The organism is Streptomyces sp. NPDC048297, from assembly GCF_043201585.1.
Classification (GTDB): Bacteria; Actinomycetota; Actinomycetes; order Streptomycetales; family Streptomycetaceae; genus Streptomyces.
Map to the genome: position 1 here is coordinate 270,499 of NZ_JBICZA010000002.1, position 19,183 is coordinate 289,681.

Here is a 19,183-nt window from a genome sequence, read left to right on the forward strand (position 1 = left end):
GGTCGGGCTGAGCGAGCGCGGTGGAGCACGCCCGGGCGCCGTTCCTCCACAACGGCCTGGTGATGGACGCGGTGGCGGGCCGGGCGATCAGCCGGGGGCTCACGGCGTCGGACCCGAAGGGGATCCAGCAGGACGACCACCTGCGCGGGCATCCGATCCTTGCCTCGATCGTGCTGCTCGGGCAGGGCGCGAGCGCGGCGGAGAACACCCGCTGGCGGGGCCTGGTGAAGGGCTGGATGGAGCGCGACCGCTACAGTCCTCCGCTGGCCGACCCGGTGCTGAGCCTGCCTCATCTGTCCCGGCTGAAGGGCGTCGCCGACGACACGTCCGTACGGGCGGTGGCGGAGCCTGCCGGGCACCGGCTGTTCCCGAGCATGGCGCGGGCCACGCACCGCGCGCCTGGCTGGGCGGCCTCGCTGAGCATGGCCGATCGCCGGATCACGTACTACGAGACCGGCAACGGCGAGAACCTGCGCGGCTGGCACACCGGTTCGGGAATGCTGTACTGGTGGGCCGACAGGTCTACGGACGGCCAGTACAGCGACGCCTTCTGGCCCACCGTCGACCCCTACCGGCTGCCCGGGACGACCGTCTCGCGCAAGGCGCTGGCGGACGCGGCGGGCGGCGACTGGGGTGCCGCGAAGCCGGACGTGAACTGGGTGGGCGGCGCCACCGACGGGCAGCGGGCCGCCGTCGGGCAGTACCTCAAGGGTCCGCAGTCCACGCTCGTGGCGAAGAAGTCGTGGTTCTTCCTGGACGACACGGTCGTCTGCCTCGGTGCCGGCATCGGCTGCACCGACGGGACGGCCGTGGAGACGACGTTCGAGAACCGCAACCTCGGCCCGACAGGCGGCGCCCCCTTCACGGTCGACGGCAGGGCCGAGCCTGTCTCCTACCCGTGGTCGCGGACGCTCACCGACGCCCGCTGGGCACACATCGGCGGGCACGGCGGCTACGTCTTCGAGGGCGGGACGACCGTGCGGGCGCTGCGCGACGCCCGGGACGGCAGCTGGAGCACGATCAACAAGGGCGGTTCGGCGACCGTCCTGAACCGCACGTACCTGACGATGTACGTCGACCACGGCACCGATCCGGCGAACGCGTCGTACGCCTACCAGCTGATGCCGGGTGCCACGGCCGCGCACACGCGGGCACGGGCCGCCAACCCGCACTGGCTGACCCTGCTCGCCAACACGGACAGCCGGCAGGGCGTGGCCGTGCGCTCGCTCGGCTTCACCGCGGTGAACTTCTGGTTCGGCGGAACGGCCGGAACGCTCACCGCGAGCGATCCGTGCTCCGTGATGATCAGTGAGAGGAAGGACGGGACCGCCGTGATCGCCGTGAGCGATCCGATGCGTATGCGGACGGGTCTCACCCTGACGTGACGGCGGGCGGTCGCCGCGGTGACCGAGGCTCCGGCCACGCTCACCTCGGCGGCCACTGGTAAGTCGCTGACGCTGACCTTCGGGGATCTGACCGGGACGACGGGCGCGACCCAGCGGATCACCGTCAGGCTCGGCTGACCGCCCCCCGGACGAACCGGGTCAGGGACGCCGTCAGCGCGGTCACGAAGGCGTCCCTGGCCTCCTCCGAGAGGGCGTCGAGCGACAGGTACGGATTGAGGTCCTCCAGCTCGACCAGCAGGAGGCCGCCGTCGGGGGCGCGGCAGGCGTCGACGCGCTGGATGCCGTGGCCGAGCCCGTTCCAGTCGATGAACCGGCGCGCGAACTCCAGGTCGGCGGCGGTCGCCGCGTACGGCCTCAACTCCCAGCGGCGCTCGGGGTCGGGGGCGTACAGGGCGTACTGGAAGTCGTCGTCGACGAAGTAGAACGACACCTCGTGGGTGAAGTCGACGCGGGGCTGGACGAGGACGCTGCCGTCCGCGGCGGGTGCGTCGGCGACCCGGCCGGCGGGTACGGTCCGCAGCCCCAGGGAGTCCGCGCCGAACTTGGGCTTGACCACGTAGCGCGAGGCCGGCGGCAGCCGGTGCAGGTCCGCGGCGCTGTCGACCGTGGGGATGACCGGGAAGCCCGCCGCGGTCAGGTCGACCAGGTACTGCTTGCCGGCCATGTCGGCCTTGCCGGTGAGCGGATTGTAGACCAGGGTGCCGCTGCTCAGCGCGCGGGCGCGGAAGGCGTCGTACTCCTTCTGGTAGCCGAGGACGGGCCCGCTGTTGCGGACGACGACGGCGTCGAAGCCGTCCATGAGCGCGGCAGCGTCCAGCGGGTGGCACAGCGCCAGGTCGAAGCGGGCGCGCAGCCGGGAGGTGAGGAAGACGTCCTCGTCGCCGTAACGGCGCCCGCGGGCCGGATACGCCAGGTCGGTGACGTAGAGCAGGCGGGAGCGGTCGGCGGACATGGAGATCTCCTCGGGCGGGCCGGTGGGCGCGGCGCCGGGTGGCGACGGTGGTGCAGAAAGGTTACGTCGCAGGCGGACGGCGCTCACCGGCGGGCCGGGCCGGCGGAGATACGACCGTCTCAGGCGGAGCGCGTCAGCTCCTCGGGGCCGACACCGTGGGCGAAGGGCAGACCGCGCGCGTAGCGGGAGACCTCGTCGATGGCCCAGTCGGTCATACGGCCCAGTTCGTTGCCGAGGGAGCCGGCGATGTGCGGGGTGAGGAGCACGTTCGGCAGTGTGTACAGGGGTGAGTGGGCGGGGGGTACGTCGGGGTCGGTGACGTCGAGGACGGCGTGGAGCCGGCCGGTGAGCAGGTGCTCGGTGAGGGCGTCGGTGTCGACCAGGGAGCCGCGGGCGGTGTTGACGAGGGTCGCGCCGTCCTGGAGGAGGGCGATGCGCCGGGCGTCGAACATGTGCCGGGTCTCGGGGAGTTCGGGGGCGTGGATGGTCACGACGTGGCTCCGGGCGGCGAGTTCGTCCAGGCCGACGGGCTCGGCGCCAAGGGCGCGGGCGTCGGAGGGGTCGACGTAGGGGTCGTGGAGGAGGACGTGCAGGTCGAAGGGGCGCAGCAGTTCGATGACGCGGCGGCCGATGCGGGAGGCGCCGACGACTCCGACCGTGCGGCGGTAGTTGCCGTGGCCCCTGAAGTACGGCAGCAGGTCGGGCTGTCGGCGGGCCCGGCCGTAGTCGCGGGCGGTGTCGAGGACGCGTTTGCCCGAGAACAGGATGGCGGCGATGGTGAATTCAGCGACCGGCAGGGCGTTCGCGGCGGCAGCGGAGGACACGGTGATGCCGCGGTTCCAGACGGCGTCGGTGACATGGTGCTTGACGGAGCCCGCCGCGTGCACGACGGCTCGCAGCCTGGGCATCAGGTGCAGGGCGTCCTCGGTGAGCGAGGGGGCGCCCCAGTGGGTGAAGAGCACTTCGGCGTGGGCGAGTTGCCGTGCCTGCGCCGGGCTCGCGTCGGCGAACGTCGTGGTCGCATCGACGCGGGCGACCGTGTGCAGCCGGTCGAGGGCGGTGTCGGAGAGCAGGGTGCGGTGGATGTCGCTGCCCATGGCGAGGACGGTGCGTGGGCGGGGGGCGGGGCGGGGGTGGGTCACGTGCACCTTCACTTCACCGCACCGGCGGTCAGGCCCGAACGCCAGAAGCGCTGCAGGCAGACGAAGGCGGCGATCAGCGGGAGTACGGCGACGAGCGAGCCGGTGATCACCAGCGCGTAGTACTCGGGTTGCTGCTGGGTGACGCTGTTCCACATGAACAGGCCCAGGTTGACCGGGTAGAGGTGATCGTCGTCGAGCATGACGAGCGCGCCGAAGAAATTGTTCCAGCTGGCCGTGAAGGAGAACAGGAAGATCGTCATGAAGCCGGGGGCGAGCATGGGCAGTCCGATCCGGGCGAAGGTGCGCAGTTCCCCGGCGCCGTCGACACGGGCGGCCTCCAGCACCTCGTCGGGGACGTACCCCTCGGAGAAGACGCGGGCCAGGTAGACGCCGAACGGGTTGACCATGGCGGGCAGCAGCAGCGCCCAGTAGGTGTTGACGACACCGGCCTTGGTGGCGAGCAGGTACATGGGCAGCTGGATGACGGTGCTCGGGACGAGGACGCCGCCGAGGACCAGGGCGAACAGCTTCTCCTTGCCCTTGAAGTCGTACTTGTCGAAGGCGTACCCGGTGGCGACACACAGGAGGCTGGAGGCGGCGGAGCCGACCACGGAGTAGAGCACGCTGTTACCGAACCAGCGCAGGTAGATGCCGTCGTTGAAGGTGAACAGGCGGTGCAGGTTGGGCAGGAGGTTGAAGTCGCCGAGGGCGAAGCCGGAGGTGGCGAAGAGGTCGCGGTGGTTCTTGGTGGCGGCGATGAGCAGCCAGCTGACGGGCATCAGGGTGTAGCAGGCGGCGAGCAGCAGCAGGCCGTTGACGACGCCCTTGGAGAGCAGGACGTTCGCCGGGGGGCGCCGGCGGGTGCCCGGCTCCGGACGGGTGTCCGTGGTGGGGTCGGAGGGCCGGGCGCTTCGGGTGCTTCGGGTGCTTCGGGTGCTTCGGGTGCTTCGGGTGCTTCGGGTCAGGGTGGTCATGCCGCGGCCTTCCAGCGGTTTCCGAGCCGGGTGACGATGAGGGAGAGGGCGACGCCGAGGGCGGCGAGCATCAGGGAGGCGGCTGCCGCGAGGCCGTAGTCGTGCTGCACGAATCCCGCCTTCCAGATGAACAGGGTCGGCGACCACTCGGTGTCGATCGAGGGTGCTCCGCGCTGGTTGAGCAGTTTGGGTTCGGTGAAGATCTGGATCGCGCCGACGCAGGTGAACAGGACGGTCAGGACGACCGCGGAGGCGATCATCGGGATCTTGATCCGCACGGCGGTGCGCAGTGCGCCGGCTCCGTCCATGACGGCCGCCTCGATCACTTCGCGCGGTACGGCCTGGAGGGCGGCGTAGAAGATGACCATGTTGTAGCCGGTCCACTGCCAGGCGGACAGGTTGACCATGGAGAGCAGGACGTGGTCGTTCGCGTAGAAGTCCCAGCTGCCGCCCGCCCCGTGGATCCAGTCGATCACGGGGCTCAGACCTGGTGTGTAGAGGTAGATCCAGATGATCGAGGCGATCAGTCCGGGGATCGCGTGGGGCAGGAAGAGCGCGAGCTGGAAGAACCGCTTCGCGTGGGCGAGGGCGGAGTCGAGGAGCAGGGCGAGGGCCAGGGAGACGCCGATCATCAACGGGATGTAGAGGGCGCAGTAGAGCGCGATGTGGATGAAGGAGGCGCGGAAGCCCGCGTCGGAGAGGGCGCCGGTGTAGTTGGCGAGCCCCGCGAACACCCGCTGGGTGCCGCCGAATCCGAGCCCGGAGGAACGTTCCCGGAACAGGCTCATCCACAGGGCGTAGCCGATGGGCGCGACCATGACGGCGGCGAACAGGACGAAGAACGGGGTGATCAGCAGGGCGGCGGCCCGGCGCTGACCGCGCCTGGACCGCCCGGTGCCGCTCGACCCGGCCCGGACGCGGCGGGCTGCGTCCGGCGGACCGGCGGTGCGGGCCAGGGACTCTGCCACTACGGCTCCTTCACGGTCGGAGCGGCGGGAGGGGCGGGGCGCTGCCGGTACCGGCGTCGCGCCCTCACCCCTCCCGCCGGGTGCTCGTCGGCCGTCGTACGGCCTGGGTCATTCGGTGTGGTCACGCGGACCGCGTCACGACGACGCGGGTCACTCGGCGAGCTTGAGGCCGCGGTCCTTGATGCCGGACCTGGCCTTCTGCTCGCCGGCATCGACGCCCGCGGTGAAGCCGGACTTGGCGGTGGCGTCCTGGATGGCGGTGTAGACGTCCATCTGGTCGGGACCCCAGGTCCAGCCGGGCACGATGGTCCCGGCCTGCTGGGAGGCGAGGGCGTACAGGTCCTGGCCGTTGAAGTAGGACGTGTCGAACTTGGCGGCGGCGACCTTGCGCATGTCGAGGTCGGCGGGCAGGGCGCTGCTGGGCGACTCGAGGTCGGCGAGCCGGGCCTCGACACCGGCCTTGTTGGTGGTCAGCCAGGTGATGAACTCGGTGGCGGCCTCGGTGTGCTTGCTGCCCTTGAGGACGCCGTACGAGCTGCCACCGAGGTTGCCGCTGGCGGCGGTGCCCCAGTTGGGCATGGGGGCCGCGGCCCACTCGCCCTTGAGGTCGGGCAGGGCGGTCTTCATGCCGCCGGCCGACCAGGAGGCGCCGAGGTAGGAGAGAGTGGTGCCGTACGCGCGGGCCTTGGTCTCCTCGGGGGTGTAGGCGGTGAAGGTCTGCACGAGGTCGTCCTTCACGAGGCCGTCCCAGTAGGCGGCGACCTTCTTGGTGGCCGCGTCGTTGACGCCCGTCGACCAGGCGTCGCCCTTGATGCCGAACCACTTGCCGCCGGCCTGCCAGGCCAAGGCGGCGAGTTGACTCGCGTCGCTCTTCGGGAAGGAGGCCAGGCGGACGTCCTTGTCCTTCTTCTTGACCTTCTCGGCGGCCTTGCGGAACTCGTCCCAGGTCTTCGGGACGGTGATGCCGTAATGCCGTACTTCTTGAACAGGTCGGTGCGGTAGTAGTAGAGCTGCGGCGCCACGTCGTAGGGGACGGTCCAGGTACGGCCGCCGAAGGTCACCAGGGACTGGACGGGCTTCGGGAACTTCGTCCTGACCGTTTCACCGGCGTACTTGGTCAGATCGACCAGATTGCCCTGGCTGGCGAACTCGGGGACCATCTGGTACTCGATCGTGGCCACGTCGGGCGCGTTGCCCGCCTTCACGGCGTTGGCCAGCTTGCTGTAGCCCTCGGTGGAGCTGGGGATCTCGGTGAACCGGACCTTGACGTCCTTGTGCGTCCTGTTGAAGGCGTGGACGGTCGACTTGGCGCCGAGGGTCCACGTCCAGTAGTCGATGGTCTCCGGCTTGCCGTCCGACGCCGCGTCTGCCGAACCGTCGCCGCCGCCGCAGGCGGTGGCGAGCAGGCCCAGCGCGGCGACGGCGGCGGTGGCGGCTATCCGGAACGAACGTGACGTACGCGTCATGGCACGGCTCCTACGAGACCTCGTACGGGAAGAGGCGGTCGCTGGACATCTTTTGCGCACACACGATCAACGCCAAGAGCGTTCGCGCGAAATAATCAAAACGATCGCTATACGATCGGTTCGCTCGCGGCGGTGGAGCGTCCCCGCTCAAGAGCGGTGGAGCATCCGGCTCAAGGGCGGTGGAGCCTCCGGCTCAGGAGTCGCCGACGCCCGCCGTGCCACCCCCGCACGAGTTGCGGATCCGCAACTCCGGGAGCAGGTCGAGGTGTTGTCGCGGGCTCACCGGCTCGGCCCCCGTCCGCTCGGCGATGCGGCGCAGCAGCAGCTTCGCGGCGAGTTCGCCCACCGAGCGCTTGGGCGGGGCGATCGCGGTGAGCGGGACGTCGGCGAGTCCGGCGACCTCGTCGTCGTACGCGATGAGCGCGAGGTCGTCGGGGACGCGCACACCGCGCGCCTGGAGGCGGGGCACGAGCACGATCGCGTCCTCGTCGCTGTGCACGAGGGCGGCGGTGACGCCGCGCTTGCGGACGGCCTGGACGAGATACTCGACGGAGGCGTCGTAGTCGCCGTGCTCGCGCACGCTCGGGGCGTCGGTGTCGACGTGGATGCCGCGCGAGCGCACGGCGGCCTCGAAGCCCGCGCTGATCTGGTCGGCGTGGGGCCCTTCCTGGAGGACGGCGGCGATGCGCCGGTGTCCGAGGGCGGCGAAGTGGCCGACGGCGACGGCGGCGCCCTGGGCGCGGTCGGTGCGGACCCGGTCGAGCTCGGCGGCGGGGTTGCCGGGCAGTGCGGAGCGCTCGACCAGGACCGTGGGCACCGGGCACTCCATGAGCCACTTCTCCTGGCCGTCCGCGGGAACGCCGCCGAACCAGCTGGGCGCCACCAGTAGCCCCTGGGCACCGCCCGCGACCAGGTGTTCCGCCTGCACGGGGTCCTCGGTGTCGACATAGCCGGAGACGCCGAGGACCAGCCGGCCGCCCAGGGCCCCGACGGCCTCGCGGGCGCCCCGCACGATCTCGGCGAAGATGTAGTTCGTGGTCGGCACGATCATCCCGATCACGATGCCCTCGGCGGACTCGGGCCGGCGCTCGGGGGCGGGTTCGCCGTCCCCCGGCCAGACCACGGCGCCGTGCAGCCGCTGCACCCGGCCCTGACCCGCCAGGGTCTCCACATCACGCCTCGAAGTGACTGCGGACACCCCGAGTTCCGCCGCCAGTTCGGCGACGCGGATACTGCCCCGCTCCCTGACGAGTTCGAGCACCCGCTCGTGGCGCTGGTCGACGTGCAGTCGCATGGGCTCCCCCTGGGGCAGTGGTCCCGAGTGGCTTACTCTACGCACACAATCGTATCGATCGTTTCCAATCAATTCGATCGAACCGGGGTGAGGGCCGGCGCCCGGACGAGTGCGGACGCATGCGCACGCACGTGACCGAATGAGCGTTTGCACAGCACTCAGTTCCCCACCTTCCGGGCGATGACTGCACTGAGTGTCATGAGGGCGTCCCGGGTGCTACGTTCCCGTTCATGAGCTCCAGCAGCGCGGAACCGACCGAGAAGCCGCCGATGCGGGACGCCCTGGTCGCGGCGGCTTTCCAGCTCTTCGTGGAACGCGGCTACGAAGAGACGACCGTGGACGACATCGTGGCCCTGGCGGGGGTCGGGCGCCGCTCCTTCTTCCGTTACTTCCCCTCGAAGGACGACGTGGTCTTCCCCGACCACGAGCGATGCCTCGCCGACATGACCGCGTTCCTGGCCGGGAGTCCCGAGGACGCCGAGCCGGTGCGCCGGGTGTGCGACGCGGCGCGGCTGGTGTTCCTCATGTACGCGGAGAACCCCACCTTCTCCGTGCAGCGTTACCGCCTCACCAAGAAGGTGCCGGGGCTGCGCGCCTACGAACTGTCGGTGGTGTGGCGCTACGAGCGCGCGCTCGCCCAGTACCTCCGGGGGCGCTTCTCCGGCCGGCCCGACGGGAACCTGCGCGCGGACATGATCGCCGCCGCGGTCGTCGCCGCGCACAACAACGCCCTGCGTTCCTGGCTGCGTTCGGACGGCAAGGGTGACGCCGCCGCCACGGCGGATCATGCCCTCGGCTATGTGCAGAGCGCGTTCGCCCCGTCGGCGCGCGCGGTCTCCGCCTCCGTACCCGCCGCAGTACCCGCACCCGCACCCGTCCCCGGCTCCACCTCCGCCTCCGCCTCCGCCTCCGACACCCACCGCACCGCCGAACTCCCGGACGACGTGGTCGTGCTCGTCACCCGGCGGGACGCTCCGCTGTGGCGCGTGGTGCAGGAGTTCGAGTCCACGGTGGGCCGCGGCTGACCTCCCGCACCGGATCTCCTCACAAGGGAGCCCTCACCCCGGAAACTCCACAGATTCGGGGTACGCAGTGCCTTTACGAGTGACACTGAGTGCCATACTCTGTCGACGTGCACGGAGGCACGACAACCGGGCACACACGTGCGCGGTTCGCACCCGCACGTGGGATTCCGGCCGAGCGCAGGGAGTTGAACAGCGTGTACCACCACTCAGCAGGCGTCTCGTTTCCGGCGGCCGGCTTCGCGACGGGTCTCCTCGACCCGGCTCACGCGGACTCCAGGGACGCCATCCACTTCCAGCGCTGCACCTGGTGCGGCACGGCCATGTACCACCGGCTGCTGTGTCCCGTGTGCCAGGGAAGCGAGCTGCGCACGGAGCGCAGCGAGGGCACCGGCACGGTCCGCCACTCCACCGTGGTGCACCGGAACACGCCCGCCGCGCGCAACGTCTCCCTGATCGAGATGAGCGAGGGCTTCGTCGTGCGCGGCCGTGTCATGGGGCCGCCGGTCGGTATCCACAGCGGCGACCGCGTGCGCCTGTCCACGGCCAAGGACACGGTCCGCGGCGAGCCGGTCTTCCAGCTGGTCGACGAGCCGTACCGCGCCTGGACCTGATCGCGGCTCACGCTCCCCGGGCCTGTGCGGAACTGGCGCCGCCCTCGGAGGAGTCGGGCCGGCATCAGGGCATCAAGGCTTCAGGGTCACCCGGATCCCGACGGTGCCGTCCAGGCCCCGCCGCAGCCTGCTGCCCAGCAGGGTGAGGCGGCCGACGATGCCGTACTTGCGGGCGATGAGGGAGCGGTAGCGGGCGGTGGTGGCCGCGTCGGTGATCTCGGCGGTGGCCGGGGTCCCGTCACCGGTGGGGCGGCCACGCAGGTCGCAGGGGCCGACGAGGACGTCGGAGCGGCGCCGGATCCGCTTCACCTTCCAGCTGTCGGAGGTCGTCCACACGCCGAGACCGTCGCCGTCCCGTACGACCCACACCGGGGTGGCGACGGGCGTGCCGTCCTTGCGGTAGCTGGTGACCAGCAGGTACTTGCCGGCGCCGAGCCCGGCCAGGCGCGTGTCGTCATCCATGTGCGCAGTCTAGGAGGCGGCACGCCGCGGCCGTGGGGGACCGTGCCCCCGTACCCATGCCCCGTACCCATGCCCCGTACCGGGCCGGGCCGTTCAGCCCAGTGCCTTCGCCATGCGCCGTACCGCCTCGGTGAGGATCTCGGGCGAGGTTCCCAGGTTGAGGCGTACGTGCCCGGCGCCGCCGGTGCCGAAGGGGATGCCGGGGCTGAGGGCGACGCGTCCGCGGTCCAGGAAGGCCGTGGCCGGGTCGTCACCGAGGCCGAGGGCCCGGCAGTCCAGCCAGGCGAGGTAGGTGGCCTCGGCGGGGCGGTGGCGGATCGCGGGCAGGTGCTCGGCGAGCAGGTCGCCGAGCAGGTGCCGGTTGGCGTCGAGGCCGGCCAGCAGGGCGTCCAGCCAGCCGGTGGCCTCGCTCAGGGCGGCGGTGTGGGCGATGACGCCGGCATGGCTGGCCCCGTGCCCCACCTCCTCGGGCATCCGGGCGAGGTCGGCGGCGGACTCGGGTCCGGCGAGGGCCAGCGCGGCCTTGAGGCCGGGGCACGACCGGGCGGCGTGGGGGCGCCGCCGCCCGCCGCTGGTCGTGGCCCGCTCCGGGCACGGATTGTCGGGTCGAGCGGCAGAGATCAACTCGGGCGTCTAGATTGCGTCTTGAACGATGTCTTGAACGACGCCCCGTTGCACGATGTCCCTGTCCCTGTCCCAGTCCTTCCGGCATCCAGGAGCTGACCCACGTGACCGACAACTCGGCCGCCACGAACGACGTGGCCGTGTCACTGCGCGCCCGCATCAACACCAGCCAGCCGCACACCGCCCGGATCTGGAACTACTGGCTCGGCGGCAAGGACAACTACGAGGTCGACCGCGCGGCCGGCGACCAGATCCGCCAACTGCACCCGGGTATCGGCGAGTACGCCCGCGCCGACCGCCTGTTCCTGGGCCGTGCCGTGAACCACCTGGTCAGCGAGGTGGGCATTCGGCAGTTCCTGGACGTCGGCACCGGGCTGCCCAGCGCCGACAACACGCACGAGGTGGCCCAGCGCATCGCGCCGGACGCGCGGATCGTGTACGTCGACAACGACCCGCTCGTCCTCGCGCACGCCCGTGCCCTTCTCACCAGCACGCCCGAGGGCCGTACCGACTACCTCGACGAGGACCTGCGCAACGTCGACGCGATCCTCGAACACGCGTCGACGATCCTGGACTTCAGCAAGCCGGTGGCGCTGATGCTGCTCGGCGTCGTCATCTTCATCGGCGACGAGGAGGACCCGTACGCCCTGGTGCGGCAGTTGATGGACCGGCTGCCCGCCGGCAGCCACCTGGTGCTGTCGCACACCATCACCAGCCCCTCGATGCCGGACGTGGACGAGGCGGTCAAGTTCTGGAACGAGCACGGCACTCCGAAGCTGACCCAGCGCACCCCTGAGACCGTCACGCGGTTCTTCGACGGCTTCGAGCTTCTGGAGCCGGGTGTGGTGTCCTGCTCGCGCTGGCGCCCGGAGGGTGAGCAGGACGGCGAGCCGGAGGAGGTCGCCATGTTCGGCGGGGTGGCGCGCAAGGCCTGACGGGACGCACTCACCGGCGGCGCGCGGGAGGGGGCCGGGTGGCCCCGGTGCCCTGCCGTCGCCGGTGAAGGCCGTCGGCGTACGCCCATGGTGAACCCCGCCGGTGAACGCCGTCGGCCCCGGCTCCGTAGTAGTGGCCGGGTGCCCGGTGAGCGGAGGGCCCCGCGGTGCCGGCAGGGGCAGCGCGCGTTCGGGGTTCGGGAGCCATGCATGAGGCACGTACGACGGCGGGTCGTCCGGCGAGTGACACGGCTCGCGGCGGTCGGCGGACTCCTACTGGGAGGTGCCATGGTCGCCCAGGCGGCCATGGCGAGCGAGACCCCGACCCCGGCCACGTCGGCGCGGACGACCGGTTCGGCGGGGACAGCCGGTGACACGAGTGCCGCCCTGGTGGCGAGGCTCGGCACCGCGCGGACGGCGGGCAGCTGGATCGGCGCCGACGGCCGGCCGGTCGTGGCGGTCACCGGCCCGGAGGCCGCGGCGCAGGTGCGGCGGGCCGGGGCGGTGGCGAAGGTCGTGGACCACAGCATGGACGAGCTGAAGTCGGCCACCGCCACGCTGCGTTCGGCGCCGCGGGTGGCCGGCACCGCGTGGTCGGTGGACTATCGCGCCAACCGCGTCGTCGTCCTCGCGGACCGCACGGTGTCGGCGGGCGACTGGTCCCGGATGACCCAAGTTGCCACAGATATCGGCGGTTTCGTGCACATGGAGCGGACGAAGGGCACGTTCACCACGCGGCTGAACGGGGCTCAGCCGATCCTGTCGACGGGCGGGCGCTGTTCGGCGGGTTTCAACGTCACCGACGGGCAGAGGGACTTCATCCTGACGGCCGGCCACTGCGGGCCGTCGGGATCCGTCTGGTTCGCCAACGGCCGGGGCGAGCGGCAGTTGGGGCAGACGGTGGACAGCGCCTTCCCCGGCAGCGACTTCTCGCTGGTCCGGTACGACTCCGGGAGGGCCGGTGACGGCGCGGACATCGTCGCGATCGGCGGCGGCAAGGGCGTGCTGATCACCGGGGCGGCCGATCCGGCGGTGGGGCAGCGGGTGTTCCGCAGCGGCAGCACGAGCGGGCTGCACGACGGTCAGGTGACGGGGCTGGACGCGACCGTGAACTATCCGGAGGGCACGGTCACCGGACTGATCCAGACCGACGTGTGCGCCGAACCGGGCGACAGCGGCGGTCCGTTGTTCTCCGACGGTGTCGCGCTCGGCGTCACCTCGGGCGGCAACGGCGACTGCACCACGGGGGGAACGACGTTCTTCCAGCCGGTGACCAAGGCGCTGACGGCGCTGAACGTCCGTCTCCTCGTCGCCGCCCGGACCCCGGGCGACACCGGGACCACCTCCCCCGCCCCCGACTCCACGGCCTCGGCCGCGCAGAGCGCGATGACTCCGAGCGCCGCCTCCCCCGGCTCCCCGGCGCCCGTGACGGGCACCACTCAGGGCCGGACGCTGCTGGCACGGCTCACGGACACCCGGAACATCGGTCCCGGACTGCTCGTCATCGCGGGCAGCCTGATCGCCCTCGTCGCGACGCGCTACATCCGGGCGGAGCGGGACCGCAAGGCGTACCAGCGGTACTACTCGGCGACCTGGGGATGACCGCGCGCGCGAAAACGCGCACGGAAAAGGAGGGCCCGCACCGCGTTCGACAGGGGTGGCTACGCGGGCCGGGAAGTCTTTGACGAGAACGGTGGCGCGGGCCGGGCGGTCCGCGAGGCTCAGGCGACCCGACGCTACCGCGGGGACGCGGCGGCCCACTCCGTCACGAGGCGCTGGTACTGCGCGCGCTGCTCGGTGTTCAGTGTCCCGCCCGCCCGGCGCCACAGGGCCCGGATCTCCTCGTTGACCTCCGCGGCCGATCGCTCGGAGACGGCTTCAACAGTGGTGGACATGCTGTGAAGCATATGCCGCCCGAGGTGAAGGTGCTGTGAGTAACTGCATTATATGCGGACATTTCGGACCGTGTTACTCATCACGTCAATGCGTCGGGCGGCAGCGGGAGTTCACGTTCGCGCGGCGGCGAGGACCAGCACCTGAATGGCCAGTACAGCGGCACCGCGCGCCCAGTCGTGGAAGTCCGAGACCTTGGTCTCCAGGTCGACCGGATCGGCCAGCGGATGCCGGTGCGCGCGGATGGTCCCGCGCACCGTGTCGCCCGCCACATCCATGAGGCCGACCCCCTCTCCGGCCAGCAGGATCTTCTGCGGCATCGCGAAGTTGGCGATCTGTGCGACCAGGGTGCCCAGGGCCCGCGCGGCCTCCCCGACGACCCGGGCGGCCATCGGTTCCCCCTCGGCCGCACCGGCGAGGATCTCCTCGTAGCTCGCGTCGTGCCCGCGGGCGGCGCGGATCTGGTAGCGGATGCCGGGGATCGTGAGCAGGGACTCGGCGCTGCCGCGCGCGCCGTCCAGGGTGAGCGGGCCGTGGGGGTCGATGATCCAGTGCCGGCCGAAGCCCCGGTTCTCCTCGGCGAAGGGCACCCGCCTGCCGCCGAGCACGAGTCCGTAGCCGAGGCCCGCACCGATGGTCAGGACGGCGAACCGGTCGAGGCCACGTCCGGCACCGAACCACGTCTCGGCCTCCACCAGGGCGGCCACGTCGTTCTCCACGACCACAGGCAGCCCGGTGCGCTCCCGGACCAGCTCGGCCAGCGGCACGTCCCGCCACCCCAGGAACGGCGAGTCGGCGACCACCGCGCGCCCGCGCACCAGGCCGCCCACGCCGATGCCGATGCCCGCGAGAGCGGGGCGCCCGGTGGCCGGCTCGGCGGTCATCTCGGCGAGGAGGTCGGCGACCCGGGCGGGGTCCCGGTCGGGCAAGGGGCGCTCCAGACGGGCGGTGACGTCGCTGCGCAGGGTGGTGACGACGCCGTAGACCCGGTCCCCGGTGATCTTGAAGCCGAGGAAGGAGCAGGACTCGGCCACCACGTCGAGCGGCTGCGACGGCCGGCCCTGGCGCGCCCCGGCCGGACCGCCCGCCTCGGGCACCTCCACCAGCAGCCCGGACTCGATGAGCGGCTTGGTCAGCCGGGTGAGGCTGCCCTGCGAGAGGTGCAGGCGGCGAGCCAGTTCGGTGCGGGAGAGCGGGCCGTGCACGAGGACTTCGATCGCCACGGAGCGCTCACCCGCGCTGAGCGGCAGCCAGCTGGTCATGGGGCCCGATTCCTCCGCCTCTCGCGCCATTTCTCTCGTCACTTCTTTTCGGCCGTTTCTTTCGGCTCAGAAATAACAAGGCCAACACTAGCCGGGAAGTCTCGGCCGGGGGGCGCCTCATGGACGCTTCATCCGCCCTCTTGACGAACTCATCCTTCCGCCGAAAAAGTAAAGCCCATGACCTTCTCCCTCGGCATCGTCGGCGCCGGTCAGTTCTCCGGCCAGTTCGCCAAGCTGTTCCAGGCCCACCCCGGGGTGGGCGAGGTCCACGTCACCGACCTGCTGCCCGAGCGGGCGGAGCGGCTGGCCGCGGCCCAGGGCCTCGCCGGCACCTTTCCCTCGTACGAGGCCATGCTGGAGTCACCCGCGGTCGACGCGGTCGCGGTCTTCACGCAGCGCTGGACGCACGGCCCGCTGGTCCTGAGGGGCCTTACGGCGGGCAAGCACGTGTACTCGGCGGTGCCGATGGCGATCACCGTCGAGGAGATCGCCGCGATCGTCGAAGCGGTCCGCTCGACCGGGCTGACGTACATGATGGGCGAGACCAGCCAGTACAACCCGGCGACCGTGCACGCCCGCAACCAGATCGCCGAGGGCGCCTTCGGCCGGCTCTTCTACGCCGAGGGCGACTACGTCCACGACATGGACCTCGGCTTCTACGACGCCTACCGCTACAGCGGCGGCGCGGACTGGAAGGCGACCGCGAGCTATCCCCCGCTGCTGTATCCGACGCACTCGGTGGGCGGGGTGCTGGGGGCCTGGCGGACGCACGCGGTGAGCGTGTCGGCGATCGGTGTGCGCGACCAGCGCGACGACGGCGTCTTCGACCGCTCGGTCAGCCGGTTCGACAACGACGTGTCCAACGCGACGGCCCTGTTCGAGGTGGCGGGCGGCGGTTCGTTCCGCACCAACGAGTTCCGGCGGGTCGGCTACCCCTCGCACATCCGCGAGTCCCGCTTCCGCTTCTTCGGCACGGAGGCCAGCATGGAACAACTGGCGACGGTCGCGCTGTGGCAGGACAAGAACGGCGTGAAGGACATCAGCGAGCTGCTGGAGCCCAAGACCACGCTTTCTCCCGACGACCCCTCGCTCCAGCACGTCGCGCCGGAACTGCGGGCGGCCTTCACCTCGGGCTCGGCGCCGGTGCACGACCGCTCCCGGCTGCCGCGCTCGTTCGACCACATGCCCAACGGCCACGAGGGCAGCCACCACTTCCTGGTGGACGACTTCGTGACCGCCGTCACCACACGCACCCTGCCGCCGGTCAACGCGTGGGTCGCCGCCCGCTACACCCTGCCGGGCGTCCTCGCGCACGAGTCCGCGCGGCAGGGCGGGGTGCGGCTGGAGATCCCCGACTTCGGGGACGCACCGCAGGACTGATCAGGTGCCGGGCTTGCGGCCGTACACGTAGACGTCGTCGCCGTTCTTCAGCAGCGACCAGTACTTCTTGGCGACCGTCGTGGTCATGTTGACGCAGCCGTGCGAGCCCGGCGGGTTCCACATGCTGAGGTTCACGGAGTGGAAGGCCTGCCCGCCGTCGAAGAACTGGCTGTACGGCATGGGCACGTTGTAGAGGCTGGAGACGTGGTCGATGTCCCGCCAGTAGATCTTCTTCAGGCCGGTGCGGGTCTCGTAGCCGTTGCGTCCGGTGCGCACCGGCACGGGCCCGTAGACGAGCTTCTTGCCGTCCTGGATCCAGCTCAGCTGGAGCGTGAGGTTCACGCAGGCGATCCGGCCCTTGTTCACCGGGCACTTGCCGGCCTTGTTGGGGTTGCTCCCCACGGCCTTCTGCTTGTTCATCAGGTCCATCACACCCCAGGTGACGGGGCCGGCGTAGCCGATGTCGGGTGTGATGCCGTGCTTGGTCTGGAAGGCCCGGATGGCCTTGCAGTCGGTGGCGGACTGCTTTCCGTCGACCGGGCGGCCGAGGAACTTCTCCACCTGCTTCTGGTACGGCCCCGCCTGCGTGGTGCAGCTCGCGGCCTGGGCCGGTGCCGCGGTGAACGCGAGCGTGAGCGGCGCTATCAGCCCGGTCACCCCCAGCACGACGACACTTCGCCTGCGTATGTCCCCCATGTCGCCCTCTTCCCTTTCTACGCATGACTCCGGGGTCTCCTAAGGGAGTTCCCCTGCGCGGTTCCCGCGGTCTCCGCCTACTAGACCCGTCTTCCCGCCGGACAGTTGTGCTTCCGGGCACGCTGTGACGAAACGGTGAACTTCGCGTCCGCCGCCCCGGAACACCCAGGTCTCAGGGGTGGCCGAGCGCCGTGCGGAACCCGGTGTTGACCGCCGTGAGGCCGCCGTCGACCACGAGGGTGGTGCCGGTGATCCAGGCGGCGTCGCGGGAGGCGAGGAAGGCCACGGCCGCGGCGATGTCCTCCGGTTCGCCGACCCGGCCCAGCGGGTACAGCGGGCGCACGGCGTCGAGGTCGTCGTCGCGGCCCTCCCAGGCCGAGGTGCGGACGGTGCCCGGCACGACGAGGTTCACGCGGACGCCCCGGGCGGCCGCGTGCCCGGCGAGGGTCCGGGTGAGGGAGCCCAGACCGGCCTTGGCGGCGCTGTAGGCGTGATTGCCGAAGTCCTGCAGGCCGTTGACCGAACCCACGCTGACGACGGCGCCGCGTCCGCAGGCGGCGAGGTGCGGCAGGGCGGCCCGGCAGCAGCGGTAGGCGCCGGTGAGGGTGATGTCGAGGTCGCGGGCCCAGGCGTCGTCGGGATCGTCCTCGAACAGCGGCGGGTCCGGGGTGCAGTGGGCGGCGCAGTTGACCAGGACGTCGAGCGAGCCGAACGCGGACACGGTGTGGGCGACGGCCGCCTCGACGGAGGCCCGCTCACCGACGTCGCACCCCAACGCCTCGGCGGAGAGGCCCTGTTGACGCAGCGCGGCGGCGGTTCGCTCCGCCTCGGGCGCGTCCTGGTCGGTCACCAGGACGCGCCCTCCCTCCTGCGCGATCCGCCGGGCGACGGCGGCACCGATACCGCGGGCCGCGCCCGTGACGAGAACCCCGTGTCCCGCGAAGCGATCGAGATCAGTCATGGCCGTGACCGTACGGGCCGGACGATCGGCACGACAGACTCCGTACGCTCACGGATGCGGGTCACGGATGCGGGTCACCGATGCGGCTCACGGATGCGGGACCCAGACGCGAGTCACAGGCGCGGGTCACCGACGCGCGTCACCGGTATCCGGTCACGTCCGCCGGCTTGCCCGGGTCCTGGACCTCGACCATGTAGCGCCAGGCGTCGGGCCGGCTGCCGTCCACGTCGGTGAAGCCGTACTCCTGGGCGAGGCCGCCGCTGGAGAGGGAGCGGCCGTTGTGCCGGGACACGTCGGGGTCGGCGGCGAGGGCGGCGACGGCGCGGCCGACGTAGCGCGGGGTCTCGGAGATGGCGAAGTGGGGTTCGCGGGCCAGGGCGTCGCGCCAGTTGTCCTCGCGGACGCCGAAGACGTCGAGCATGATCTCCGAGCGCATCCAGCCCGGGGTGAGTGCGACGGCGGTCGCCCCGCGCGGGCCGAGTTCGTGGCCGAGTGCGAAGGCCATGCGCAGCACGGAGGTCTTGGCGAGGTCGTAGAAGAGGTTCACGCGGTAGGTGTCGCGGTTGTAGTCGGCGGTGCCGTCGGTGACCTCCACGACCAGGCCGCCGGGCCGGCGCAGCAGGAGCGGCAGGGCGAAGTGGCTGGTGACGGCGTGGGTCTCGACGGCGAGCCGGAGCAGCCTGAGCCCGTTGTCGAGGTCGTGCTCCCACACCGGCGTGTCCCACTCGAAGAGTTTCTCGCCGCCCCAGATGTCGTTCACGAGGACGTCCAGGCGGCCCTGTTCGTCGGCGATGCGGTCCACCAGGGCACGTACCGCGGGCCTGTCCAGATGGTCGACGGGGACGGCGATGCCGTGTCCGCCGGCCGCCGTGACGAGGTCCGCGGTGTCCTCGATCGTCTCGGGGCGGTCGTACTCCGAGCGGCGGGCGCGGGTGCTGCGTCCGGTGACGTAGACGGTGGCGCCGGCCGCGCCGAGTTCCTCGGCGATCCCCCGCCCGGCGCCCCGGGTCGCCCCTGCGACCAGCGCGACCTTGCCTTCGAGCGCACCTGCTGACATGTCCGGCCTCCCGTGTGGTGACGAGTGTTGTCGGGCTCCACTCTCGCGGGACGGCCGGACGTCGTCATACGGTTT

Annotated in this window: 17 protein-coding genes and 3 pseudogenes; 6 read left to right on the top strand and 14 right to left on the bottom strand. The window is 71.2% G+C overall.

Annotated elements, in window-relative coordinates:
- Window positions 1-17: 17 nt before the first annotated feature.
- Window positions 18-1,523, top strand: a pseudogene (locus ACGFYV_RS03200) (polysaccharide lyase 8 family protein); the annotation flags it as partial.
- Here ACGFYV_RS03200 and ACGFYV_RS03205 read toward each other — a convergent pair.
- From ACGFYV_RS03205 to ACGFYV_RS03235, 7 genes and pseudogenes are all read right to left on the bottom strand, one after another.
- Entirely contained in the window at window positions 1,510-2,358 is an 849-nt protein-coding gene (locus ACGFYV_RS03205) for a hypothetical protein (RefSeq protein ID WP_393876600.1), read from the bottom strand. The pseudogene ACGFYV_RS03200 and the gene ACGFYV_RS03205 sit on opposite strands and share 14 nt — an antisense overlap.
- Before the next feature lie 119 nt (window positions 2,359-2,477).
- On the bottom strand, window positions 2,478-3,455 hold the full coding sequence (locus ACGFYV_RS03210; protein WP_393876737.1) for a hydroxyacid dehydrogenase: 978 nt from the start codon (window positions 3,453-3,455) through the stop codon (window positions 2,478-2,480).
- 53 nt (window positions 3,456-3,508) lie between these two features.
- Window positions 3,509-4,474 carry a carbohydrate ABC transporter permease gene (locus tag ACGFYV_RS03215; protein WP_393876601.1) on the bottom strand — a complete coding sequence of 322 codons (966 nt, stop codon included), beginning with the start codon at window positions 4,472-4,474 and terminating at the stop codon, window positions 3,509-3,511.
- Window positions 4,471-5,325, bottom strand: a complete 855-nt coding sequence (locus ACGFYV_RS03220) for a carbohydrate ABC transporter permease (RefSeq protein ID WP_393876738.1) — start codon at window positions 5,323-5,325, stop codon at window positions 4,471-4,473. The genes ACGFYV_RS03215 and ACGFYV_RS03220 overlap by 4 nt, the downstream gene beginning before the upstream one ends.
- A 267-nt stretch (window positions 5,326-5,592) precedes the next feature.
- Window positions 5,593-6,483 (bottom strand): extracellular solute-binding protein, encoded by an 891-nt coding sequence (locus tag ACGFYV_RS03225; RefSeq protein ID WP_393876739.1) that lies wholly within the window; start codon window positions 6,481-6,483, stop codon window positions 5,593-5,595.
- A pseudogene (locus tag ACGFYV_RS03230) lies at window positions 6,459-6,908 on the bottom strand (ABC transporter substrate-binding protein); the annotation flags it as partial. The gene ACGFYV_RS03225 and the pseudogene ACGFYV_RS03230, both read right to left, overlap by 25 nt.
- Window positions 6,909-7,101: 193 nt before the next feature.
- Entirely contained in the window at window positions 7,102-8,202 is a 1,101-nt protein-coding gene (locus tag ACGFYV_RS03235) for a substrate-binding domain-containing protein (protein WP_393876602.1), read from the bottom strand.
- Between the two features lie 230 nt (window positions 8,203-8,432).
- On the opposite strand from ACGFYV_RS03235, the gene ACGFYV_RS03240 reads away from it, so the two are divergent.
- Window positions 8,433-9,227 (top strand): TetR family transcriptional regulator, encoded by a 795-nt coding sequence (locus ACGFYV_RS03240; protein WP_393876603.1) that lies wholly within the window; start codon window positions 8,433-8,435, stop codon window positions 9,225-9,227.
- A 194-nt stretch (window positions 9,228-9,421) separates the two neighbouring features.
- Complete coding sequence (locus tag ACGFYV_RS03245; RefSeq protein ID WP_393876604.1) at window positions 9,422-9,838, top strand: Zn-ribbon domain-containing OB-fold protein; 417 nt, start codon at window positions 9,422-9,424, stop codon at window positions 9,836-9,838.
- Between the two features lie 72 nt (window positions 9,839-9,910).
- Here the strand turns inward: ACGFYV_RS03245 and ACGFYV_RS03250 are convergent, their stop codons facing one another.
- Together ACGFYV_RS03250 and ACGFYV_RS03255 are read right to left on the bottom strand one after the other, a co-directional pair.
- On the bottom strand, window positions 9,911-10,300 hold the full coding sequence (locus tag ACGFYV_RS03250) for a PPOX class F420-dependent oxidoreductase (RefSeq protein WP_393876605.1): 390 nt from the start codon (window positions 10,298-10,300) through the stop codon (window positions 9,911-9,913).
- A gap of 93 nt (window positions 10,301-10,393) precedes the next feature.
- Window positions 10,394-10,831: pseudogene (locus ACGFYV_RS03255) on the bottom strand (pyridoxal phosphate-dependent aminotransferase); the annotation flags it as partial.
- Window positions 10,832-11,028: 197 nt separating this feature from the next.
- Here ACGFYV_RS03255 and ACGFYV_RS03260 point away from each other — a divergent pair.
- Both ACGFYV_RS03260 and ACGFYV_RS03265 read left to right on the top strand, forming a co-directional pair.
- Window positions 11,029-11,859 carry an SAM-dependent methyltransferase gene (locus ACGFYV_RS03260; protein ID WP_393876606.1) on the top strand — a complete coding sequence of 277 codons (831 nt, stop codon included), beginning with the start codon at window positions 11,029-11,031 and terminating at the stop codon, window positions 11,857-11,859.
- 210 nt (window positions 11,860-12,069) lie between these two features.
- Window positions 12,070-13,461 (top strand): S1 family peptidase, encoded by a 1,392-nt coding sequence (locus tag ACGFYV_RS03265; protein WP_393876607.1) that lies wholly within the window; start codon window positions 12,070-12,072, stop codon window positions 13,459-13,461.
- Between the two features lie 134 nt (window positions 13,462-13,595).
- Here the strand turns inward: ACGFYV_RS03265 and ACGFYV_RS03270 are convergent, their stop codons facing one another.
- Both ACGFYV_RS03270 and ACGFYV_RS03275 read right to left on the bottom strand, forming a co-directional pair.
- Window positions 13,596-13,754 (bottom strand): hypothetical protein, encoded by a 159-nt coding sequence (locus ACGFYV_RS03270; RefSeq protein WP_393876746.1) that lies wholly within the window; start codon window positions 13,752-13,754, stop codon window positions 13,596-13,598.
- 111 nt (window positions 13,755-13,865) lie between these two features.
- On the bottom strand, window positions 13,866-15,014 hold the full coding sequence (locus tag ACGFYV_RS03275; RefSeq protein WP_393876608.1) for an ROK family protein: 1,149 nt from the start codon (window positions 15,012-15,014) through the stop codon (window positions 13,866-13,868).
- Between the two features lie 177 nt (window positions 15,015-15,191).
- On the opposite strand from ACGFYV_RS03275, the gene ACGFYV_RS03280 reads away from it, so the two are divergent.
- The gene (locus tag ACGFYV_RS03280; RefSeq protein WP_393876609.1) at window positions 15,192-16,394 is read left to right on the top strand and encodes a Gfo/Idh/MocA family protein; all 1,203 of its coding nucleotides are present in this window, start codon (window positions 15,192-15,194) and stop codon (window positions 16,392-16,394) included.
- On the opposite strand, the gene ACGFYV_RS03285 is transcribed toward ACGFYV_RS03280, so the two are convergent.
- The 3 genes from ACGFYV_RS03285 to ACGFYV_RS03295 form a co-directional block, all read right to left on the bottom strand.
- Window positions 16,395-17,090 carry a L,D-transpeptidase family protein gene (locus tag ACGFYV_RS03285; RefSeq protein WP_393876610.1) on the bottom strand — a complete coding sequence of 232 codons (696 nt, stop codon included), beginning with the start codon at window positions 17,088-17,090 and terminating at the stop codon, window positions 16,395-16,397.
- A 172-nt stretch (window positions 17,091-17,262) separates the two neighbouring features.
- The gene (locus tag ACGFYV_RS03290; RefSeq protein WP_393876611.1) at window positions 17,263-18,051 is read right to left on the bottom strand and encodes an SDR family NAD(P)-dependent oxidoreductase; all 789 of its coding nucleotides are present in this window, start codon (window positions 18,049-18,051) and stop codon (window positions 17,263-17,265) included.
- A gap of 139 nt (window positions 18,052-18,190) precedes the next feature.
- Window positions 18,191-19,108 carry an SDR family oxidoreductase gene (locus ACGFYV_RS03295; RefSeq protein WP_393876612.1) on the bottom strand — a complete coding sequence of 306 codons (918 nt, stop codon included), beginning with the start codon at window positions 19,106-19,108 and terminating at the stop codon, window positions 18,191-18,193.
- Between the last annotated feature and the right edge of the window lie 75 nt (window positions 19,109-19,183).